Here is a 20,490-nt window from a genome sequence, read left to right as displayed (position 1 = left end):
GCAGGGTGGTGGCTGGTTACCGCGGGGCGGTCCGGCCATGTCCCTGGCAGGCAAACAGCTCAATTCAGGCTGTTCAACAGGATCGGAGACGAGGCGACGTCAGGTGAGCGGTGCGTTCTGCTGGGCGGCTGGGGCCATTTGTGATGACTAGGCGTCCGGCAGCGAGGAAACAGAGCTTGGGAGGGCAGCGGATTCGCCGCGGCAGCATGCCGGGCGCTTGGCGGATCTCACAGTTGCGAAACTCACGGCGCGGATTATAGCAGAGTGCCAGAATTTTGTTGCACTGCGAAAACGTAACCGGATATGTCAGCGCTGCGCCACCTGCGCCGCAGCCGCCGGCCGTTTGGTTGAAAGCGGAAATGCCCCGCCTATACTGTAGGCGCGAGCACACAGGATGCCCGCACGGGGCGGACGAAAACGCTCCCGACTTGACCTCCTCCAGCGGCATTGCGCCGCTGTTCGCGGCAAGCACTGCGGTCATTGACTCCAGGCGCCAGGTCTTCCTGCGACTCTCCGGGTGGTCCGGATGGGCGTCCGCGTCATGGGCGGAATCATGGGAAGCCTGCATGGATACAGAATGACCGAACTGCTGACCGCGTGACCCAGGCGGTCCGGGCCCGTCCGCATCCAAAGCCCGCCAGAGATGGCGGGCTTTTCATTTGGGCCGGCGGGTCGCTTCAGCCCCCGGCGTCCTTGCCTGCCGACTTGCGCGGAAGCCGGCCAAGCGGTGCCTCGCGCGGCATCACCTGGCGCTTGCCGGGCAAGCCACCGGGGTAGTCGACGATGCGCACGGCGCCCGGGCGCCGCAAGCCATGCCATGCCTGGCCGCCGGCGGTGCGCCCGCCACCGAGGATGGTGGTCATGGCCTGCCGGTCGAGATCCATGCTGTCGGGCAAATCCTTGATGACGATCACTGCCATGGCTGTCTCCGGTCAAGCGGGACCACGGCCTTGCGGCCGCGGGACCGCTTCAGTATAGGCGAGGCGGCCCCGCGAGCCTGCCCGCGGGCCGCCGCGCGCTGCGCTCAGACGGCGGCGAAGTTGCCGGCCCATTGCGACGGGTTGACGTTGACGCGCACCGGGCCGGCGCCGGGGCCGACGAAGCTGTTGTTGAGCGTGTTGACGTTGATGCTTTGCAGCTGCGCGATGTTCTGGTTGACGTTGACGGTGACATTGGCGAGCGGGCCGACATCGCCGACGCCGCGGCTGAGCCACGAGCTGCCGCCGCGTACGGCGCCCAGCGAGGCACGGTCGAGTTCCTTGCTCAGGGCGAGGTCGCGCACGAGGATGGTTGACATGATGGTGCTCCTTTGAATCGGTGTGGGTGGCGGTTGGCGCGGAGATTGCTGCGGTCGGGCAGGCTCTCCGCGCGCGTTGCGCATCGGCTTTCAGCCGAAGATGTTATTGGTGGCGTTCTGGTTGGTGTGCACGTCGGACTTGACGTGGTCCAGGAAGGCCGAGCCGTTGCCGTTCAGGTTGGTCACGGACTGCATCTGCGCGATGCTCTGCACGGCGCTGATGCTCTTGTCGACCGAGGCCTTGATCGGCATGTAGACGGCGGCGAAGGGCAGGTACGAGGTGCCGCCGCGCACGGCGTGCATGCGCTTGCGGTCGAGGGTTGCGGCGGCGGACAGGTCCTGGATGGTCAGCGTGGTCATGATGGTCTCCGGTATCGGTNGTCAGTGTGCGGGTTCGGNNNGNNCGGNNGNNNNGCTCAGCCGNAGATGTTGTTGGTGGCGNTCTGGTTGGTGNGCACGTNNGACTTGACGTGGTCCAGGAAGGCCGAGCCGTTGCCGTTCAGGTTGGTCACGGACTGCATCTGCGCGATCTCCTGCACGGCGGTGATGCTCTTGTCGAGCGACAGCTTTACCGGGCTGTAGACAGCGGCGAACGGCATGTAGGCGATGCCGCCGCGCACGGCGTGCATGCGCTTGCTGTCGAGGGTTGCGGCGGAGGACAGGTCCTTGATGGTCAGCGTGGTCATGATGGTCTCCAGTAGAGGAAGGTATTGCCTTGGGTTTGGGATTCGAGCATCGGGTTGGTGTCGCGCTCGGGAGGGACAAACGCAGGGACTGTGCCAGGGCCCCGGGCATTCGCGCTGCGCAGGCGCAAGTGCCTGAAAACAAGGGAATTTCGCCGCCGATGCGGGCTCGCTGCCAGGGCCTGCGCGGCGCCCCCGGCAGCCCGGTGTGACGGGCCGCGGCCAACACCGGCGGCGCTGGTGTTGGTGCCGCCGCGACAGTGCCGCGGGCGCGCGGCAAGCGCGCATGCAAAGCGCGCCGACGCGCGCCCTCACGCCGTCCTCGCATGGTTTGCGCATGCCTTGGGTGCGCACTAGTATCCAGCGAGGAGAGGGCGTATCCGCAGGGTGGGACAGGCCCTGCCAGCAACCATGTCAGGGCATCCCGTGGCCAGTCTCAAAGACCTGATCCGCAAGTTCCAGAACGGTGGTCTCTCCGACGACGAGTTCGTCGCGTCATTCGAAACGGCCCTGGCGCAAGACCCCACCACGCCTAGCCAGGCGGCACGGGTGGTGATCGAGGAAAACACGCGCTTTCCGTTTCCGCCCGCGGTCTATGCCGAAGTCATGCGGCGCATCGAGCGCCGCGGCGCCACCCAGTACGATGGCGCCACCGACGCCACGCGCCTGGCCGGCACCGAAACCGGCTCGATGTATGCGGCCTCGCCCGAACCCGGCACGCTGCCGCAGACGCCGGCCACCAAGGGTGTGGGCGATACGCTCAACGGCCGCTTCGTGCTGGAGGAATGCCTGGGCGTGGGCGGCATGGGCACGGTCTACAAGGCGCTCGACCTGCGCAAGCTGGAGGCCTCTGACCGCCGGCCGTACATCGCCATCAAGGTGCTGAACCTGCAATTCAGCGGCCATCCCAAGTCGCTGATGGCGCTGCAGCGCGAGGCGCGCAAGGCGCAGACGCTGGCGCACCGGAACATCGTCACGGTCTACGACTTCGACCGCGACGGGCCGGTGGTCTTCCTCACCATGGAGTACCTGTCGGGCTCGTCGCTCAATCATGTGCTCAAGGCCCCGGGCTTTGCCGGCATGCCGATGGCGCGCGCCATGCCCATCATCCAGGGCATGGGCAATGCGCTGGCGTATGCGCACGAGCGCGGCTTCGTGCACTGCGACTTCAAGCCCGCCAATGTCTTCCTGACCGCCAACGGCGAGGTCAAGGTGATCGACTTCGGCATCGCGCGCGGCTTCCTGCCGCCGGCCGACGAATCCGACCGCACCGTATTCGATCCCGGTTCGCTGGGCGGCATGACGCCGGCCTATGCCAGCCCCGAGATGTTCGAGCATCGCGAGCCCGACCCCCGCGACGATATTTACGCGCTGGCCTGCGTGACGTACGAACTGCTGAGCGGCAAGCATCCCTACCAGCGGCTCTCGGCCAACCAGGCGCGCGAAGCCGGGCTCAAGCCGGCGCCGCTGCCGCAGCTGGGCCGCACGCAATGGAAGACCCTGCGCGAAGCACTTTCGCTGGACCGCGAGACGCGCACGCCGACGGTCGCGCGCTTCCTGCAAGGCATGAGCGCGGCGCCCGCCGCCCTCGGCGGCCCGGCGCGCCGCTCCGCGCCGCTGGTGGCGGGCGGCGTGCTGACCGCGCTGGCCGGCGTTGCGGCGCTCGGCTACTTCGCCTGGCAGTCGCAGCGCCAGGCCGAGGCCCCGACCGCGGACGCCGGCGCGCGCGCGCCGGTCAGCGCTGCGGCGCCGGCTGCGGAACCGCCCGCCGCACCCGTGCCGAAGCCGCCAGCGCCTGCGCCGGCCGCTGCGGCGGAGTTGTCGATGGCCGAGGTCGGCAAGCTGCTGGCCGCGGTGCCGTGCTCGCTGCTTGCCGGCGCGCGGCAGGACCAGACCCTGCACGTGCGCGGCTACCTGGCGGAAAGCGTGGGTGCCGCGCGCCTGCGCGAACAGCTCAGCGGCTTGCCGGGAGCCAAGGCGCTGCGCGAGGTGGTGGTCGACGCCCAGCCGCTGGCCGCCGACAAATGCGAGGTGGCCACGATGATCGCGCCGTACTGGTCGGGCCACCGGCAGGGCGCGACGGCGTCGTCGCTACAGCTGCGCGGCAAGGGCACGCAACTGACCGAGGGCGCGCCGATGGTGCTCGACCTGCGCACGCCGGCGCAGGATTCCTACGTTTATGTCGATTACTTCGCCGCCGACGGCAAGGTGGCGCACATGGTGCCGAGCCAGCGCATACCGGCCCACCAGGCGCCGCCGGCATATCACGCCACGATCGGGGACAGCGGCGACTGGATCGTCTCGGCGCCCTTCGGCAACGAACTGGTGGTGCTGCTGACCACGCCGGCGCCGCTGTTCGCGGCGCGCCGTGCCGAGGTGGAGTCGCGCCAGGATTATTTGCGGGCGCTGGAAAAACCGCTGGCGCAAATGGCGCGCACGTATGGCCGCGACCGCATCAGCGCGGACCTGGTGCAGATTTCCACGCGCGCACGCTGACGGCGTCGGCCACCCGCCCCAGCTTGCGCTTCGCGCCGCCGCGGCGTGCTACTTCATGTCGCGCGCCACGCGGAAGCCGTTCTGCGACTGCCGCACGCTCGGGCTGTACTTGAAGCGCGTCGACGACACCATGTAGCTGGCGCCTTCGCGCCACGAGCCGCCGCGGATGACGCGCGCCCCGCAGGCGTTCTCGTTCCATGCGCGGCCGTCGGTGGGCGCGCCCTTGTAGGAGCTGTGCCAGCAATCGGCCACCCATTCCCAGACGCTGCCGTTGACGTCATGCAGGCCGTAGGGGTTGGCCGCGAACGAGCCCACCGGCACCGGCGCATCCTGGTTCCACGGATCGCCGCAGTCCTTGCAGTTGGCATTGCCCTTGCGCATCTGGTCGCCCCACCAGTAGGCGGTGGCACTGCCGCCGCGCGCCGCGTATTCCCATTCCGCCTCGGTGGGCAGCCGGTAGCTCTTGCCGGTGGTCTTGCTGAGCCAGGCCACGTACTGCTGCGCGTCGTCCCAGCTGACGTCGCGGACCGGCGCGTTCTTGGCGCTGTCGGCGACGGTGGGAATGCGCTGGCAGCCGCCGGCGTCGGCACAGGCGTTCCATTGCTCGACCGTGACTTCATAGCGGCCGATGGCAAAGGGCTGAGCGATCGAGACCTGATGCGGCGGTTTTTCGGCGGGGTCGCTGGCGCTGCTGCCCATGGTGAAGCTGCCGGCCGGCACCGTGACCAGCGCCGGGCAGGCCGGACAATCGCGAATCTCGGCGGTGCGCAGCGTGGTACTGACCACGCCGTCGCCGGCGCTGCCGGCGCGCGGCGCCGCTGGCGCTGGCGCAGGTGTGGGCGCAGGTGCGGGCGCTGAAGGACGCGCGGCCGCGGGCGCGGCCGGTGCAGCCTTGGCGGGGGGCGCCGAAGCCGTGGCAGGCGCCGGGGCGCGCGCGGCTTGTCCGCTGGCGGTGGCGCCGGCACGCGGCGGCGGCGCGGGCGCCTGCGCCTTGGGCGCGGGGGCGCTGCCTGCCAGGCGCTCGAGCCGCGCTTTGGCCAGTCCCGCGAATCGGCCGTTGGGGTACTGCTTCAGATAGGCCTCGTAGTCGGCGGCGTAGTTGCTGTTCTTGATCGATTCCCAGAAGCTCAGCTCATACTGCTCGTCGGTGTTCTTCGGCATGATGCCGGCCAGCAGTGGCGGGGCCTGCGCCGATTCGCCGGCCGCGGCGGGCATTGCCGTGGCGAGCAGCGCTGCCGTGGCGGCCATCGGAATCATCGCAGCCACGCGTACGACTGGTAGGTTGCGCCACATCTTCACACCTCGCTGGAGCCGCCGCGATTCCATTGCATGCCGTAGCCGCCGGCATGCGCTGGGCACATTGGGGTATGGCCAGGACGTCGACCGGCTTGCTTCAAGATAGCACAGCGCGTGTGGATGCGGCGGAGCATTGCGAGGCCGCCGCCGCACGCCGGGGTCGCCTTTTCCGCGCTTGCGTTCTAACCTGAATGACGAATCGCCGAGCGCTGACCAACAAGCAACAACAAGGGGCTTTCGGGACAACGTGATCGGGTTTCGGGATAGATCTCGGGGAGGCGACGCGTATGTCCAGACGATTCCTGCTGCGCCTGCTGGCGGCCACCGCGCTGGCTGCCGCGCCCACGCTGTCGTTGCCGACGGCAGCTCCGCCCAATGCCGAGGCTTATATCATCTGGCCGTACGACGGCGCCGTCATCGGCGGCGGCAAGTTCTGGGTGCGCATGGGCCTGCGGAATATGGGCGTATGCCCCAAGGGCGTCGAATCGCCGCGCTGCGGGCATCATCACCTGCTGATCGATACCGAGCTGCCGCCGCTCGACAAGGAAATCCCCTCGGACAAGAACCACCTGCACTTCGGCGCGGGCGAGACCGATGCGCGCATCGAACTGCCGCCAGGCAAGCACACGCTGCAATTGCTGATGGGCGACGCCAAGCATGTCCCGTTCGAGCCGCCGATCTATTCGAAGAAGATCACGATCACGGTGAAATAGCGACGCGGCGTACGCCGCGCATGCCGGCGGAGGCCGATCAACAAACAGGGAGAGCGCCATGTCCCGACTACTTGCCGCGGCTGTCTTCGCCGTCAGCCTGTTGCTGTCCGCGTGGGTGCAGGGCGGCCCCACGGCTGCGCCGCCCAATGCCTATCTGTACATCGGCTGGCCCAATGACGGGCAGACCTTGCCCGCCGGCAAGCCGTTCAAGGTGTGGTTCGGGCTGCGCAACATGGGGGTGGCGCCCAAGGACGTGAAGTTTCCCAATACCGGGCACCATCACCTGCTGATCGACGTCGAGCTGCCGCCGATGGACAAGGAGATTCCCAACGACCGCAACCATCTGCATTTCGGCGCGGGCGAGACCGAGACCATGGTCGAGCTGGCGCCGGGCAAGCACACCCTGCAACTGCTGATGGGCGACGACAAGCACATACCGACCAACCCGCCGGTGTATTCGAAGCGGATCACGATCTACGTGAAGTAGCTCCGCTGCACGCGGGCAGGGGAGCAACCCGCCACTTGCCCCGCCAGCCGGGTCCACTGGCTGAGCCCACCAGCCGGGTACGCTAGTTGGCCCGCTCCCAACACGCATCCCCGGTTCTGTTGGCGGCGTCCCGCCACCACACTCCGCCTTGATCCCGCCCGCGCGCCTCCCCGGCCGCGCGCCGGCAGCGAAAAACCCCGTGTTTACAGGCACTTCCGCCCTCCGGCCAGGCATCACCGGGGCGCTGGCACAGTCCCTGCGTTTGTCCCTCCCGAGCGCGACACCTACCGATGCTCGAACCCAAGCCCAAGGCAATACCTTCCTCTACCCGGAGACCATCATGACCAAGCTGACCCTCACCGACCTGACCACCGCCGCAACCCTCGACAGCAAGCGCATGCACGCCGTGCGCGGCGGCCGCGCGCTGATGCCGTACGTGGCCGTGTTCCAGCCGCTGAACCTGTCGTTCGACAAGAGCATCACCGCCGTGCAGGAGATCGCGCAGATGCAGTCCGTGACCAACCTGAACGGCAACGGCTCGGCCTTCCTGGACCACGTCAAGTCNNACGTGCNCACCAACCAGANCGCCACCAACAACATCTNCGGCTGAGCNNNNCNNCCGNNCNNNCCGAACCCGCACACTGACNACCGATACCGGAGACCATCATGACCACGCTGACCATCCAGGACCTGTCCGCCGCCGCAACCCTCGACCGCAAGCGCATGCACGCCGTGCGCGGCGGCACCTCGTACCTGCCCTTCGCCGCGGTGTATGCGCCGATCAAGCTCGCCTTTGACGGCAGCATCAACGCGCGGCAGGAGATCGCGCAGATGCAGTCCGTGACCAACCTGAACGGCAATGGCTCGGCCTTCCTCGACCATGTCCGCTCGCACGTGGATACCAACCAGAACGCCAGCAACAATATCTATCGTTGAGAGGATGGTTGAGATGGCGCCGCGCCGCGGGGGCGTCCCCGCGGCGCTTTTGCCGGCCCCGTGCTGATCGGGGTTGGAGCGCGCGCCCGCGCGCACCACAATACAGACAGACGCGGTGGCCCCGCTGGACCGGCGAACCGGTACCGCCTTGCCGACCACCGCCGTCGCACGCAGGAAGACATCGTGCCCGCATTGCCCCTTGCCCCGTCCGCGCTTGCGGTGATCCGCGCGCCGCGCCGTGCTGCCTGGCTTGCCGCGCTGGCGGCCGGCCTGGCGCTGCTGGCGGGATGCGCCGATTTCCGCCCGCCGGTGTACCAGCGCCCCGAAACGCCCGCCAAGGCGGAATGGTCGCGCCAGGAATCGATCACGGTAGCGCCGGCCGAAGCGGTGCAGCCCAACTGGTGGCTCGGCTTCAAGGATCCGTACCTGAACCAGCTGATCGAACGCGCGCTGGCCGGCAACTACGACATCAAGGTGCTGGCGGCGCGCATCCGCGTGGCCAGGGCGCAGATCGGCGAGGCCCGCGCCGGCGGGCTGCCGGTGATCGACGTCGGCGCGGGCGCGAGCTTCGAAAAAAGCACCGGGCAGAAATCCACCTGGACCTATAGCGCCGGCGCCCAGCTGAACTGGGACATCGATATCTGGGGCAAGGTCGAGAAGGGCGTGCAGGCGCAGACCGCCGAGTTCCGTGCCACCGAGGCCGACTGGCGCGCCGGCTACCTGACGCTGGTGGCCAACGTCTCGACCACGTACTTCCAGATCCTGCAGTTCGACGAGCAGATCGAGCAGCAGGCGCGCACCGTGGCCAAGAACCAGCAGATCCTGTCCACCTACCAGGCCATGTACCAGAACGGGCTGGTGCCGAAGATCCGCGTGATGCAGCAGCAGGCCGAAATCAATCGCCTGAACAAGGACCTGCTCGAGCTGCGCCGTTCGCGCGATGTGGCGGAGAACGCGCTGGCGACGCTGGTAGGCGTGCCTGCCGGCAATCTCAAGGTGCCGGCCGGGCGCCTGCAGGACCGCGTGCAGCCGCCCGCGGTGCCGGCGGGGCTGCCGTCGCAGCTGCTGGCGCGGCGCCCGGACGTGGTGGCGGCGGAGTACCGCGTGCTGGCCGCCTACAACATCGTCGGCCAGGCGCGCCTGGCGCAGCTGCCCAGCATCAGCCTGACCGCGCGCGGCGGCACCGCCAGCTTCGCCTTGAGCGACCTGCTCAAGTCCTTCACCTTCGGCTTCATGCCGAGCATCAACCTGCCGATGCTGGACCCGAACGTGCGTGCGCGGGTCAAGACCACCGAGGCGCAGGTGGGCGTGGCGGAAAACGAATATGGCCGCACCGTGATGACCGCGTTCGAGGAAGTCGAGACCGCGCTGGTCAACGTCGACGCCCACAAGAAGCAGCGCATCGAACTGCAGCAGCAGGTAGAACAGCTGCGCGTGGTGTCCACGCAGATCGAGGCGCAGCTCAAGGAAGGCGTGGTCTCGCAGCTCGAAGTGTTCGAAACCGAGCGCTCGCTGCTGGCCGCGCAACTGCAGTTGTTGGCGGTCCACCAACAAATCCTGGGCGACACCATCACGCTCTACAAGGCGCTCGGCGGGGGCTGGCCCGAGGCGGATGTGCGCAACACCGCGCTGAATCCGCCGCAGTAAGTGGTGCCGGCGATGCCGCCCCCGCGCCAGGGTGATGCCGGCGCAAGCAACGCGTTGCGCAACGCCCGTGCGCGCGCCGGCCGCTGGCTTCGACCCGATGCCGCTGCCACCCCAACCACGCCTGCCGTGGCCGATTGACTAGCCTAGGCGGTCGCCTACTATGTTCTTAGTCGCTTCATCCCCCCTGGCCTGCCGCCGCGGCAGCCGCGCTGTTGGCTCGCTGGAAACATGGCTCCTGACGAAGCACTGATCATGGAAATGCCGGTGAAAATGGCCCAGGGATCCGCACGGGAACTCGCGCAGCATGCGGCAAAGGACGTGCCGCAAGACGTGGCGTCGCATGTGGCGCAGGAATTCGATGTCTTCCTGACGCCGGTGGCGCGCCCCGAGCTCGGCGAGATCCGCATCGACGAAGCGCTGTTCGCGGTCGGCCGCAGCGAGCTGCCGTTCGCTGCCTACCCCGAAGCGCTGGCTGCGCCGCTGTCGCGGCGCCATGCGCGCATCTTTGCCGAGCATGGCGCGGTCTACGTGGCGGACCTCGGCAGCAAGAACGGCACGCGTGTCAACGGCACGGCCGTGGCGCGCCAGCCGGCGCGGCTCGGCGATGGCGATGAAGTCGCGTTCGGGCCGGCGCTGTCGTTCCGGGTGCGGCTGTCGCCGCGCGCGCCGCAGCCGGAGCCGCCGCGCGTGGCGCTGACGCTGGTGCCGGAACGCCATGACGTCGGGCTGCAGCCGCTGCACATCGAGCAGTTCCCGTACCTGATCAGCAAGGGCGACGATGCCTTCGCGCGCTTTCGCGACAGCTATCCGCACCAGGTCAACTACCTGTCGCGGCGCCATGCGCATGTGTACCTCAAGGGCGGCATCCCCTTCGTCGAGGATCTCGGCAGCACCAATGGCACCTTCGTCAACGGCAAGCGCCTGGCCGACCACGGCGTGCCGCTCGACGATGGCGACCTGATCGCGTTCGGCGGCAACCACTTTGTCTACCAGGCGCAGGTGCGGTACGAGGGGGCCGGCGATGCCACGGCAACGCGTTCGCTGCTGCAGCCACCAGACACACCTGACGCAACAGACACGCCCGGCACGCCTGACCAGCCCGGCACGCCCGCATCGCCTGCCGCCGTGGCTGCCACCGCCGCCACGCCGCCCGCCCGCGACGACGGCGACCGCACCACCTTTGTCGGCGCGCCCGATTCCTTCCTCGACATCTTCTGCGTCGACTACGCCGCCCATCAGGAGGACGAGGTCAACACCGAGGCCGAGGCCCAGGCCGCGGCGGCCACCGCTGCCGGCGACGGCGCGCGGGGGGGCCACCGTGCGCGCGGCCGTGCCGCGCTGCTGCTGGCGGAAGCGGTCCGGCTGTTCGGACTGGACCAGCCGGGGCGTGCGCGGCGCACGGCGCGCTGGGGCGGCGCCTTGCTGCTGCTAGTGCTGGCGGCGGGCGCCGCGCTCTACTGGCGTGGCGCGCCGGAGCGCGCGGTGCAGTCGCGCTTTGCCGCGGGCGACCACGCGGGCGCGGCGCAGGCGGCCGACAGCTACCTGGCACGACATCCCGACGATATCGAAGTCCAGGCCATCGGCACCGAGGCCCTGTTGCGTGCCTATGTGCCCGATTTTGCCGCCAGGCTCAGGGGCGGCGACATGGCCGGCGCCGATGCCGTGCTGGCGCGCCTGCGTCAGCTCGGCACGCATAACGCGGAGGCCCGGCCGCTGGTGGCCGAACTCGACTGGATCGGCAGGCTCGAGCGCTTCACCGCGCCGCGCGGCGCCGATGCGCCGATCCGGCTCTACACCGACGAAACGCCGATGCGCCAGCTGCTGGCGTACTGGAACCAGGACACCGCCGCGCACCAGCGCGCGCTCGGGCGCATCGCGGCCGACGTGCCGGCGTTCCGCGACCTGTATGCCGATGCGCTCAGCGATGTGCGCCGGCTGCAGAACGACGCCTCGGTCTATCTGGCCGCGATCGACCGGCTCAATGCCACCATCGCGGCCGAACTGGGCCGCGACCGCCCCGAGGCGTTGCAGCCGGTGCTTGCCGAGTACCGCGACAAGTATCCGCGCCTGGCCGGCCTGGAGCGGTTGCAGGCGGACCTGGACCGCTACACCGGCCTGCTGCAGGCATTGCGCGCGCGCCGGCCGGGGCAGCTGGTGGCGCGGCTGGCCGACAGCCGCTTTGCCACGCCGCCGTTCCAGGCGCAGCTGGCCAGCCTGGGCGCGCGCCTGCCGCCGCCGGAGGTGGCGCGCGCGTATGCCAGTGCGGCCAGGGCGTGGCGGCAGGGCGACAGCACCGCCGCGCTAGCCGCGCTCGGTCAGATCCGCGGCGGGCCGTGGGCCGACGACCTGGCGCGCGACCTGGCGCACAAGCAGAAGGTCGCGGCGCAGTACGCCGCGCTGCAGTCCGCGCGCGGCAGCCGTGGCTACGAGGATCGCCTGCTGGATTTCTACGCCATGCTCGAGGCCGAGGAAGACGGCTATTTCGCCAGGGCGGTCGAGGCCGATGTCAACGGCGTGCGCGACAGTGCCCTGCGTCGCGCGCGCGAGCTGATGGCGAGCGCGCTCGCGGCCTGGAAGCAGTATCGCGCCAACGGCGTGATCGGCGGCGAGCAGCGGCTCGAGCCCGGCATCTCGCCGAAGTTCCGGGCGCAGGCACGGCTGCTGTCGCAGGCGCAGGACGACGCGCGCCAGGGCATGCGCATCTTCACGCAACTGCGTGCCGGCGAAAGCGCCGACCTGGCGCAGCTCGCCAAGGTCGAGCAGGAGATCCGCGCCGAGGCCGAGCAGCAGCGGCACGCGCTGCGCGAACTGGGCACGGTGCTCGACCCCGCCGTGCTCAAGGCCAAGCTCGAGCTGATCGGCGGTGAAGACACCGGCAAGGCGCCGGCGTCCGTCGCGGCTGCGGCCCCGGCCCCGGCCCCGGCCGCGCCACCGGCGCCAGTGGGGAAGCCATGAAGGACGATGCCCGCCACGCCGGCCTGAAACCCCTGGCCGAGGCGCTGGAAGACCACGGCGCCGAAGGCATCGGCCTGCTCAGCGCCGAGCCGTCGCGCCTGGGCCTGCTGACCATCGTCACCACCTTCGCCCTGGTGTTGTGCGGGCTGGTCTGGTCGTTCGTCGGCCACGCCGATGTCATCGTCACCGCGCAGGGTACGCTGGCGCCGGAGTCCGAGGTGCGGCGCTTCTATGCGCCGGTGGACGGCGAGCTGGCCGACCTGTACGTGGCCGAAGGGCAGCCCGTGTCCAAGGACGATGTGCTGGCGCGCCTGAATGCGCGTGGCGCGATCGAGGCCGCCGCCAACGCGCTGGAGGCCCAGCTCAAGCTGGAAGACTCCGAGCGCGAGTGGAAGCAGTTCCCCGACAAGAAGGCGCTGATGGAGCGCCGCGCGGCAGCGCTCAAGCAGCAGATCGACGTGGCTACGCGCCAGCACGAGACCCGCATCGCCGAAGGCACCACGCGGCTGGCCGAGCAGCAGCGCGCCCAGCTGCAGGAAGCGCGCAGCAACCTGGAGAATGCGCGGCGCGCGCGCGAGTTCGCGCGCCAGGAGCAGGACCGCTATGCGCGCCTGCTGGCGCTGCCCGGTGGCGGTGGGGTGTCGCAATCGCAGGTCGACGCCAAGCGCGCCGCGGCGCAGGACGCGGACAACAACCTGCGCGTGGCGCAGTCTCGACTGACCGAACTGGAGGCGCGCCTGGGTCGCGAGCTGACCCAGGCCAGCTCCGAGCTGGAAAGCAGCGGCCAGGACCTCGCCGGCCTCCGCGTGCAGTATGACGCGGCCCTGCGCGAGATCGCCAATACCGAGGACAAGCTGCGCCTGCAGGTGCAGACCGCCCGCCTGGTGGCGGACGCCGCCGCGCGCATCCGCTTCGAGAACATCGACAAGGACAATTTCCTGCTGATCCTTGCGCCGGTGTCGGGCGTGATCACCGACGTCACCTCGACCCAGCGCGGCGACAAGGTGCAGGCCAATACGCCGCTGGGCGGCATCGCGCCCAAGGATGCGCGACCGGTGGTGAAGATCGTGATCGCCGAGCGCGACCGCGCCTTCCTGCGCGAGGGGCTGCCGGTCAAGCTCAAGTTCAATGCGTTTCCGTACCAGCGTTACGGAATCATCGACGGCACGCTGGAATTCATCTCGCCCGCGACCAAGCCGGGCGGGCCTGACAAGCAGCCGGTCTACGAGGGCCGCGTGCGCCTGGCGCGCGACTATTACACCGTGGCCGACAGCAAGTATCCGCTGCGCTATGGCATGACCGCCACCGCGGAGATCGTGGTGCGCGAACGGCGCCTGATCGATCTCGGGCTCGACCCGTTCCGCGAGGTGGCCGGCTAGCGCCGCGGCGGCACACACCAACAGTATCTGGGCAGACGGGCGCGCCGCCGCGCCGGGCCGCCAAAGGAGTCGGGAATATGACTGGCATCGTGCGTATCGACGACGAGGTGCTCGGGGTCGAGGAATTCGTGCGCCTGCTCAAGCTGACCGGGCAGTTCGAAGGGCTGGTCGAGCAGATCGTGCGCGACAAGCTGACCGTGCACGCCGCCAGGCGGCAGGGGCTGGTGGTCACGCCGGAAGAGATCCAGGAACGCGCCGACCAGTTCCGCCGCGTGCAGGGCCTGCACCGCGCCGCCGACATGAACCACTACCTGGATGCGCTCAACGTCAGCCTGGACGAGTTCGAGGCCTTCATCACCGACAGCCTGTACCAGGAGCGGATGATGGCGCAGGTGTGCAGCGATGCGGCGGTGCAGGAATACTTTGCGCTGAACTCGCCGCGCTTCGACAGCATCGAGGTCAGCCATATCGTGGTCGACAGCGAGGGCAAGGCCAGGGAGCTGATCTCCTACCTGCAGGACGACCCCGACGCCTTTGCCGAGATGGCGCGCGAGCACTCGATTGCCGACACGCGCGAGCGCGGCGGCGAGATCGGCAAGGTGCTGCGCGGCTCGCTCAAGACCGAGATCGAGGCCAAGGTCTTCAACGCCGAGCCGGGCGACCTGCTGGGTCCGTTCCCGGCCGCCGACCGATCGTTCTTCGAGGTCTTCCTGGTGCGCGCCAAGCACCCGGCCACGCTCGACAGCGAGGTCGCGGTCGAAGTGCGCCGCCTGCTGCGTGAGGACTGGCTGATGGCCAGGGCGCAGGAACATGTCATCGAAGCCCGCTAGCGAGGCCGGTCCGGCCGACGCCGCCACCGCCGCGCCGCAGCCGCAGGAGGCGGGCCCGGCGCTGGCGGCTTTCCTTGCGTCGGTCGAGATCCTGTCGGTACTGACGCCGGAAGAACTGGCGCGCCTGGCCGACGCCGCGCAGGTGCTGAGCTTCGGCTTTGGCGATACCGTCTGCAATGCCGGCGACACCGCGCCGGGCCTGTTTATCGTCAAGTCCGGCTCGGTGCGCGTGTTCAACGAGGAGCACGGCAAGGAAATCAGCATGGGGGTGCGCAAGACCGGCGAGGTCTTTGCCGATCTTGCGCTGCTGCGCGAATACCGGCACGAGTCGTCGGTGCGCGCCTCGGGCAAGACCGAGTTGCTGATGATCCCGCGCAGCGTCAGCGAGGCCGTGGTGGCGGGCAATCCTGCGGCGCTGGCCTTTATCACCAGCTACGTCGCGATCAGCTCGGCCGGCGGCTTTGTCGCGCGGCTGTTCGACCTGCGCGGCAAGCTCGACAAGCAAGAGCTCGAGGACGCGGTGCGCAGCGTTGGCGTCAAGCGCGTCGCGGCCGGCCGGGAGATCCTCAAGCAGGACGGTCGCGAGGACCGGCGCCTGTACGTGGTGCGCCAGGGCACGGTGCGCATCGTGCGCAGCGAAGAGGGCAGCGAGTTTCCGCTGGCGACGCTGGGCCAGGGCGATATCTTCGGCGAGCGCGCCTGCGTGCTGCGGCAGGAGCAGCTGGCCTCGGCCATTGCCGAGACCGACGTGCGCCTGCTGGTGATTCCCGAGAAGACCGTGCAGCTGATCCTGGAGCGCAATCCGCGCCTGCGCGAGGTGCTGGAGGAGCGCATCCGGGTGCTGGACCGCGAGCTGCACCGGCAAAAGAAACTGGCCGAGCGGCGCAAGCGTCCGGTGCTGCTCGACCTGGCCTCGCGGCCCGAACTGGGCGAGAAGCTGATCCGCCGCTTCGCGCTGGTCGAGCAGGCCGAGGAAATGGATTGCGGCGCGGCGTGCCTGGCGATGATCTGCCGGCACTACGGCATCCCGATGACGCTGGGCAAGCTGCGCGAGCTGGCCAACGTGACCACGCAGGGCGCCACGCTCGACAGCCTGGCGCGGGCGGGGGAAACGCTGGGCTTCACCACGCGCGGGGTGCAATGCACGCGCGATTCGCTGATGGGTTTCGAGCTGCCGTTCATCGTCCATTGGGAGGGCTACCACTACGTGGTGGTGTACGGCATCTCGTCGCGCTGGGTCTGGGTCGCCGATCCCGCGATCGGATTCCGCAAGATGAGCGCCGAGGAATTCGAGCGCGGCTGGAGCGGCACCTGCCTGCTGTTCACGCCGGGCGAGAGCATGACCCAGCTGTCGGTGCAGCGCTCGCCGTGGCTGCGCTTCATCGGCTACCTGGCGCCGTACAAGAAGATCCTGGCGCACCTGTTCCTGGCGACCTTCGTGATCCAGATGCTGGGGGTCGTGCCGCCGCTGATCATCCAGAACATCCTTGACGGCGTGGTGGTGCACCAGAACGTCGGGCTGCTGCACCTGCTGATCGCGGGGCTGATCATCTCGAGCGTGTTCTCGCAGCTGATGTCGACGATCCGCGCCTACCTGGCCAATTTCATGGTGCGCAACATGGATTTCGCCATGATGTCGCACTTCTTCCGGCACACGCTGTCGCTGCCGCTGTCGTTCTTCGCCAAGCGCAAGACCGGCGACATCTTCGCGCGCTTCCAGGAGAACCAGACCATCCGCGCCTTCCTGACCGAATCGACGGTGACCACGGCGCTGAACCTGCTGATGGTGTTTATCTACTTCACCATCATGTTTCTCTACAACGTCAAGCTGACGCTGCTGCTGATCGCCTTCGTGATCCCGATCGCCGCGCTGACGGTGGTGGTGACGCCGCGGGTCAAGGCCTATGCGCGCGACGTGTTCGCGAGCTCGACCGATGCCAAGGCCTACCTGATGGAAACGCTGGGCGGCGCCGAAACCGTCAAGGGCATGGGCATCGAGCGCCCGGTGCGGCTGCGCTGGGAGCGCAAGTACACCAAGGCGCTGGAGTCGCAGTACAAGGCGCAGCAATTCCATATCCTGGTGGGGCTGGCGAGCCAGCTGCTCAATGCCGCCACCACCATCGCGGTGCTGTGGGTGGGCGCGACGCTGGTGCTGGAGCGCGAGCTGACCATCGGCCAGCTGATCGCCTTCAACGCCTTCATGGGCAGCGTGCTGGCGCCGCTGATGGGGCTGGTGGCGCTGTGGGGCCAGCTCAACGACGCCGGCGTGGCGATGGAGCGGCTCGGCGACGTGCTCGATCTCGAACCGGAGCAGAAACCGCAGGACGTGCTGTCGCGCGTGATGCTGCCCGATCTGCAGGGCGAGATCGTGATGAAGGACCTGTACTTCCGCTACGGCGGCGACGACACGCCCTATGTGCTGGAGAACATCAGCTTTGCCATCCGGCCCGGCGAGATGGTCGCCATCGTCGGCCGCAGCGGCTCGGGCAAGACCACGCTGGCCAAGCTGCTGGTGGGCTTCTACAAGCCCACCGAGGGCTCGATGACGGTCGACGGCTACGACGTCAACGTGATCGACGCGGCGTTCTACCGCGCCCAGGTCGGCTACGTGATGCAGTCCAACCTGCTCTTCTCCGGCACCATCGCCGAGAACATCGCCTGCGGCGACGACAGCCCGGACCGGCGCCGCATCGAGGAGGTGGCGCGCATGGCCGACGCGCATGCCTTTATCAGCAAGCTGCCGCTGGGCTACGAGCAGGTCGTCGGCGAGCGCGGCATGGGCCTGTCTGGCGGGCAGATCCAGCGGCTGTGCATTGCGCGCGCGCTGTACCACGACCCGCGCCTGCTGGTGTTCGACGAGGCCACCTCGGCGCTGGACACGCAGTCCGAGAGCAACATCCTGGCCAATATGCAGGAGATCCTGCGCGGGCGCACCGCGGTCATCATCGCGCACCGGCTCAGCACCATCATGCAGGCCGACAAGATTCTGGTGCTGTACGAGGGCGCCATCGTCGAGCAGGGCCGGCACGAGGAGCTGCTGGAGCGCAAGGGCATGTATTTCCAACTGGTGCAGAAGCAACTGAGTGCCGCATGAAGCTATACAACCAGGGTGCCACCCCCGCCTCGGCGACTTCGCCGGTGTCGTTCGCCGGGCTGATCGAAAAGATCGAGATCCTGCGCTCGACGCTGCGCTGGGCGTCGAAGCTGGACCGGCCCGAGATCGAGAAGCTGCTCAAGCAGGCCACCACGCTGCGCGACGAGGTCATGGGGCTGTCGCACAAGGAGCGCTTCGTGCAGGCCGCGGCATCCGCGCAGGTCGCGGCCGACGCCGCGCCGCCGCAGCAGGAAGTCGAACGGCTGCCGCGCGAGCGCCGCCAGGCGCTGATGGAGCGCAGCTTTATCTTCGAGGGTACCTTCGGCGACAACCCCAGGCTGCTCGAAGCGCTGGAGATTGCCGAGAAGGCCGCGCCGACCGACCTGCCGGTGCTGATCGACGGCGAAAGCGGCACCGGCAAGGAACTGATGGCCAAGGTGATCCACGCCAACGGCGCGCGCACCGACAAGCCCTTCATCTCGGTCAACTGCGGTGCCATTCCCGACAGCCTGCTCGAATCCGAGCTGTTCGGCCACAAGAAGGGCGCCTTCACCGGCGCCAGCAACGACCGGCGCGGCAAGTTCGAGAGCGCGCATACCGGCACCATCTTCCTGGACGAGATCGGCGAGTTGCCGCTGACCGGGCAGGTCAAGCTGCTGCGCGTGCTCGAGGCGCACGAGATCCAGCGCGTCGGCTCCGACGAGATCATCTCGGTCGATGCGCGCATCGTCGCGGCGACCAACAAGGACCTGCGCCGCATGAGCCAGGCCGGCACCTTCCGCGAGGACCTGTTCTACCGCCTGAGCGTGATCCATGTCAGCCTGCCGGCGCTGCGCGAGCGGCGCGACGAGATCCCGTTGCTGGTGTCGTACTTCAGCGACGAGGCCGCCGGCATGCTGCGGCGCGCGCCGGTGCGGCTGACGCCGCGGCTACGCGACTTCCTGCTGCACTACGACTACCCCGGCAATATCCGCGAGTTGCGCAACCTGCTGTACCGGCTGAGCTGCCTGGCGGGCGACACCGCCGACCTGCCGCACCTGCCGCAGGACATCCGGCCGAAACCCGCCGCGCTGGCGGTGGTCGGCGCCGGCGCGTCCGGCGCCGACATCGCCATGGCAACCTCGCTCAGCGAAGCCAAGCGCGCCGCCAGCGACGAAGCCGAGCGCGCCTTCCTCGAGCGCGGACTGCAGGAGGTGGGCGGCACGGTCGCCGAACTGGCGCGGCGCTTCGACATGAACCGCTCGCACTTGCAGATGCTGCTGAAGAAGCACGGCATCCACTCCAAGGATTTTCGCGCCAGCCGGCAGGCCGAAGCCGGCAAGGGCTAGGGCGGGGCGGGTTTCAGGCGTCAGGCCTCAGGTGTCGAGCTCGGGGTTGACCAGGGTGCGATCCGTGCCGCAAGGGTCGGCCGCGCGCAGCACCACCACCGAAATATTGTCGCGCCCGCCGGCATCGAGTGCCTTCTGCACCAGCGTCAGCGCGGCCTGTGCCACGTCCTGCTGCGCCAGCACCGCGGCGATCGCGTCGTCGTCGACTTCATTGCTCAGGCCGTCGCTGCACAACAGGTAGACGTCGCCGTCGGCGACGTCGGTCAGCAGCTGCTCCGGCGCCAGCGTCGGCGCCGCGCCGACCGCGCGCGTGATGGTGTTCTGCGCGGGATGGTGGCGCGCCTGCTCCGGCGTGATCAGGCCGCGCGCGAGCAGGCGCTCGACCTGGTTGTGGTCGCGCGTGAGGCGCGCCAGCTCGCCGCCGCGCAGCCGGTACAGGCGGCTGTCCCCGGCCCACAGGCAGGCACAGCGGCTGTCGCCCGCCAGCAGCACCACCACCGTGCTGCCGATGCAGCGCACCCCCAGGCGCGCGGCCTCGTCGACCAGCGCCAGGTTCACGCCCTGCAAGGCCGCGCGCGTGGCGTCGATCCGGTCTTCCAGCCGTGCCTGCGGCGGCAGCGCCGCCAGCGCCCGCACCACCGCCTGGCTGGCGAAATCCCCCACGGCATGGCCGCCCATGCCGTCGGCCACGGCCCACAGTTGCTGCCCGGGCAGGTCGAGGCAGGCGTCCTCATTGCGCTCGCGCACGCGCCCGACGTCGGTGCACGCCGCCGAGGTCCACCGGAAATGCGAGTCGAAACCCAAGCTGGTCTCCGCTGCGATCCGCAACCATCCACGCCAGCGCCGGCGGGCGTCCAGGTACGCCCGGATCAGACCAGCCGGCCGTCGTTCCTGGCACCCTGGTCGCCCCGGACATTGATGTTGGCGTTCGGCGCGTTGTTGCGGATATCGATGTTCTGGAACTGGTTGTTTATCTGATCAGCATAGAAGCTGTAGTTGATCTCGTAAAAGTTGATCACCGTGCCGAGCGGCGCCGGCGACGACGGCACGAACGGGCGGATCCAGCCGAACACCCACTGTCCGCCCGCGCCGCGTACGCATGCCATGGCGGCGGGAGCCAGTTCGTGGCAGCTGGCGAGGTCATGGATCGAGAGGGTGGCCATATGCGGACTCCGGTGGAAGGCGGCGATGCGCCGGGGGCGGTACGGCTGGTTGAGCAAGCGGCGTGCCACCGCGGTGTACCGGACCGGCGCGGGCCGGCGCCCCATGCCTGACGCCGGTTTCAGGCCGGGCGAGGACCAGCCGCCACTTGCAGCCGCCGCCGCAGCGTTGGATGCGTGCCGACACTC

Annotated in this window: 18 protein-coding genes; 11 read left to right on the top strand and 7 right to left on the bottom strand. The window is 68.9% G+C overall.

Going from position 1 to position 20,490, the window contains the following annotated elements:
- Positions 1 to 677 precede the first annotated feature (677 nt).
- The 4 genes from A3AG_RS0110470 to A3AG_RS0110455 form a co-directional block, all read right to left on the bottom strand.
- Positions 678 to 920 (bottom strand): hypothetical protein, encoded by a 243-nt coding sequence (locus tag A3AG_RS0110470; protein WP_018005351.1) that lies wholly within the window; start codon positions 918 to 920, stop codon positions 678 to 680.
- 104 nt (positions 921 to 1,024) lie between these two features.
- Entirely contained in the window at positions 1,025 to 1,297 is a 273-nt protein-coding gene (locus tag A3AG_RS0110465) for a hypothetical protein (RefSeq protein ID WP_018005350.1), read from the bottom strand.
- Between the two features lie 90 nt (positions 1,298 to 1,387).
- On the bottom strand, positions 1,388 to 1,657 hold the full coding sequence (locus A3AG_RS0110460; protein ID WP_018005349.1) for a hypothetical protein: 270 nt from the start codon (positions 1,655 to 1,657) through the stop codon (positions 1,388 to 1,390).
- Between the two features lie 56 nt (positions 1,658 to 1,713).
- On the bottom strand, positions 1,714 to 1,983 hold the full coding sequence (locus A3AG_RS0110455) for a hypothetical protein (RefSeq protein WP_018005348.1): 270 nt from the start codon (positions 1,981 to 1,983) through the stop codon (positions 1,714 to 1,716).
- A 408-nt stretch (positions 1,984 to 2,391) separates the two neighbouring features.
- On the opposite strand from A3AG_RS0110455, the gene A3AG_RS0110450 reads away from it, so the two are divergent.
- On the top strand, positions 2,392 to 4,476 hold the full coding sequence (locus A3AG_RS0110450; RefSeq protein ID WP_018005347.1) for a serine/threonine protein kinase: 2,085 nt from the start codon (positions 2,392 to 2,394) through the stop codon (positions 4,474 to 4,476).
- Positions 4,477 to 4,524: 48 nt separating this feature from the next.
- Here the strand turns inward: A3AG_RS0110450 and A3AG_RS0110445 are convergent, their stop codons facing one another.
- Positions 4,525 to 5,637 (bottom strand): formylglycine-generating enzyme family protein, encoded by a 1,113-nt coding sequence (locus A3AG_RS0110445; protein WP_370866987.1) that lies wholly within the window; start codon positions 5,635 to 5,637, stop codon positions 4,525 to 4,527.
- A 422-nt stretch (positions 5,638 to 6,059) separates the two neighbouring features.
- On the opposite strand from A3AG_RS0110445, the gene A3AG_RS0110440 reads away from it, so the two are divergent.
- The 10 genes from A3AG_RS0110440 to A3AG_RS0110395 all read left to right on the top strand — a co-directional run bounded on the left by A3AG_RS0110440 (position 6,060) and on the right by A3AG_RS0110395 (position 19,141).
- Positions 6,060 to 6,485, top strand: coding sequence for a DUF4399 domain-containing protein (locus tag A3AG_RS0110440; RefSeq protein ID WP_018005345.1), 426 nt, complete (start codon positions 6,060 to 6,062; stop codon positions 6,483 to 6,485).
- Positions 6,486 to 6,543: 58 nt separating this feature from the next.
- Positions 6,544 to 6,972: a DUF4399 domain-containing protein gene (locus A3AG_RS0110435; RefSeq protein ID WP_018005344.1), complete on the top strand. Its 429-nt coding sequence runs from the start codon at positions 6,544 to 6,546 to the stop codon at positions 6,970 to 6,972.
- A 340-nt stretch (positions 6,973 to 7,312) separates the two neighbouring features.
- A complete protein-coding gene (locus A3AG_RS0110430) occupies positions 7,313 to 7,582 on the top strand; it encodes a hypothetical protein (protein ID WP_018005343.1) in 270 nt (89 codons plus the stop codon).
- A 56-nt stretch (positions 7,583 to 7,638) separates the two neighbouring features.
- The gene (locus A3AG_RS0110425) at positions 7,639 to 7,908 is read left to right on the top strand and encodes a hypothetical protein (RefSeq protein WP_018005342.1); all 270 of its coding nucleotides are present in this window, start codon (positions 7,639 to 7,641) and stop codon (positions 7,906 to 7,908) included.
- Between the two features lie 183 nt (positions 7,909 to 8,091).
- Positions 8,092 to 9,555, top strand: a complete 1,464-nt coding sequence (locus A3AG_RS0110420; protein ID WP_035848343.1) for an efflux transporter outer membrane subunit — start codon at positions 8,092 to 8,094, stop codon at positions 9,553 to 9,555.
- A 228-nt stretch (positions 9,556 to 9,783) separates the two neighbouring features.
- The gene (locus tag A3AG_RS0110415) at positions 9,784 to 12,510 is read left to right on the top strand and encodes an FHA domain-containing protein (protein ID WP_018005340.1); all 2,727 of its coding nucleotides are present in this window, start codon (positions 9,784 to 9,786) and stop codon (positions 12,508 to 12,510) included.
- Positions 12,507 to 13,889: a beta-barrel domain-containing protein gene (locus tag A3AG_RS0110410; RefSeq protein WP_018005339.1), complete on the top strand. Its 1,383-nt coding sequence runs from the start codon at positions 12,507 to 12,509 to the stop codon at positions 13,887 to 13,889. Before A3AG_RS0110415 ends, A3AG_RS0110410 begins: the two co-directional genes overlap by 4 nt.
- Positions 13,890 to 13,966: 77 nt before the next feature.
- The gene (locus A3AG_RS0110405; protein WP_018005338.1) at positions 13,967 to 14,719 is read left to right on the top strand and encodes a peptidylprolyl isomerase; all 753 of its coding nucleotides are present in this window, start codon (positions 13,967 to 13,969) and stop codon (positions 14,717 to 14,719) included.
- The gene (locus A3AG_RS0110400; protein WP_018005337.1) at positions 14,700 to 17,813 is read left to right on the top strand and encodes a peptidase domain-containing ABC transporter; all 3,114 of its coding nucleotides are present in this window, start codon (positions 14,700 to 14,702) and stop codon (positions 17,811 to 17,813) included. Before A3AG_RS0110405 ends, A3AG_RS0110400 begins: the two co-directional genes overlap by 20 nt.
- Positions 17,810 to 19,141, top strand: a complete 1,332-nt coding sequence (locus A3AG_RS0110395; RefSeq protein WP_018005336.1) for a sigma-54 interaction domain-containing protein — start codon at positions 17,810 to 17,812, stop codon at positions 19,139 to 19,141. Before A3AG_RS0110400 ends, A3AG_RS0110395 begins: the two co-directional genes overlap by 4 nt.
- A 27-nt stretch (positions 19,142 to 19,168) precedes the next feature.
- Here A3AG_RS0110395 and A3AG_RS0110390 read toward each other — a convergent pair whose 3' ends face one another.
- The gene (locus tag A3AG_RS0110390) at positions 19,169 to 19,945 is read right to left on the bottom strand and encodes a PP2C family protein-serine/threonine phosphatase (protein WP_018005335.1); all 777 of its coding nucleotides are present in this window, start codon (positions 19,943 to 19,945) and stop codon (positions 19,169 to 19,171) included.
- Between the two features lie 65 nt (positions 19,946 to 20,010).
- Positions 20,011 to 20,304 carry a hypothetical protein gene (locus A3AG_RS0110385; protein ID WP_026164092.1) on the bottom strand — a complete coding sequence of 98 codons (294 nt, stop codon included), beginning with the start codon at positions 20,302 to 20,304 and terminating at the stop codon, positions 20,011 to 20,013.
- Positions 20,305 to 20,490 lie beyond the last annotated feature (186 nt).

The organism is Cupriavidus neocaledonicus (assembly GCF_000372525.1).
GTDB lineage: Bacteria > Pseudomonadota > Gammaproteobacteria > Burkholderiales > Burkholderiaceae > Cupriavidus > Cupriavidus neocaledonicus.
This window is presented reverse-complemented; position numbering and strand designations above follow the sequence as displayed.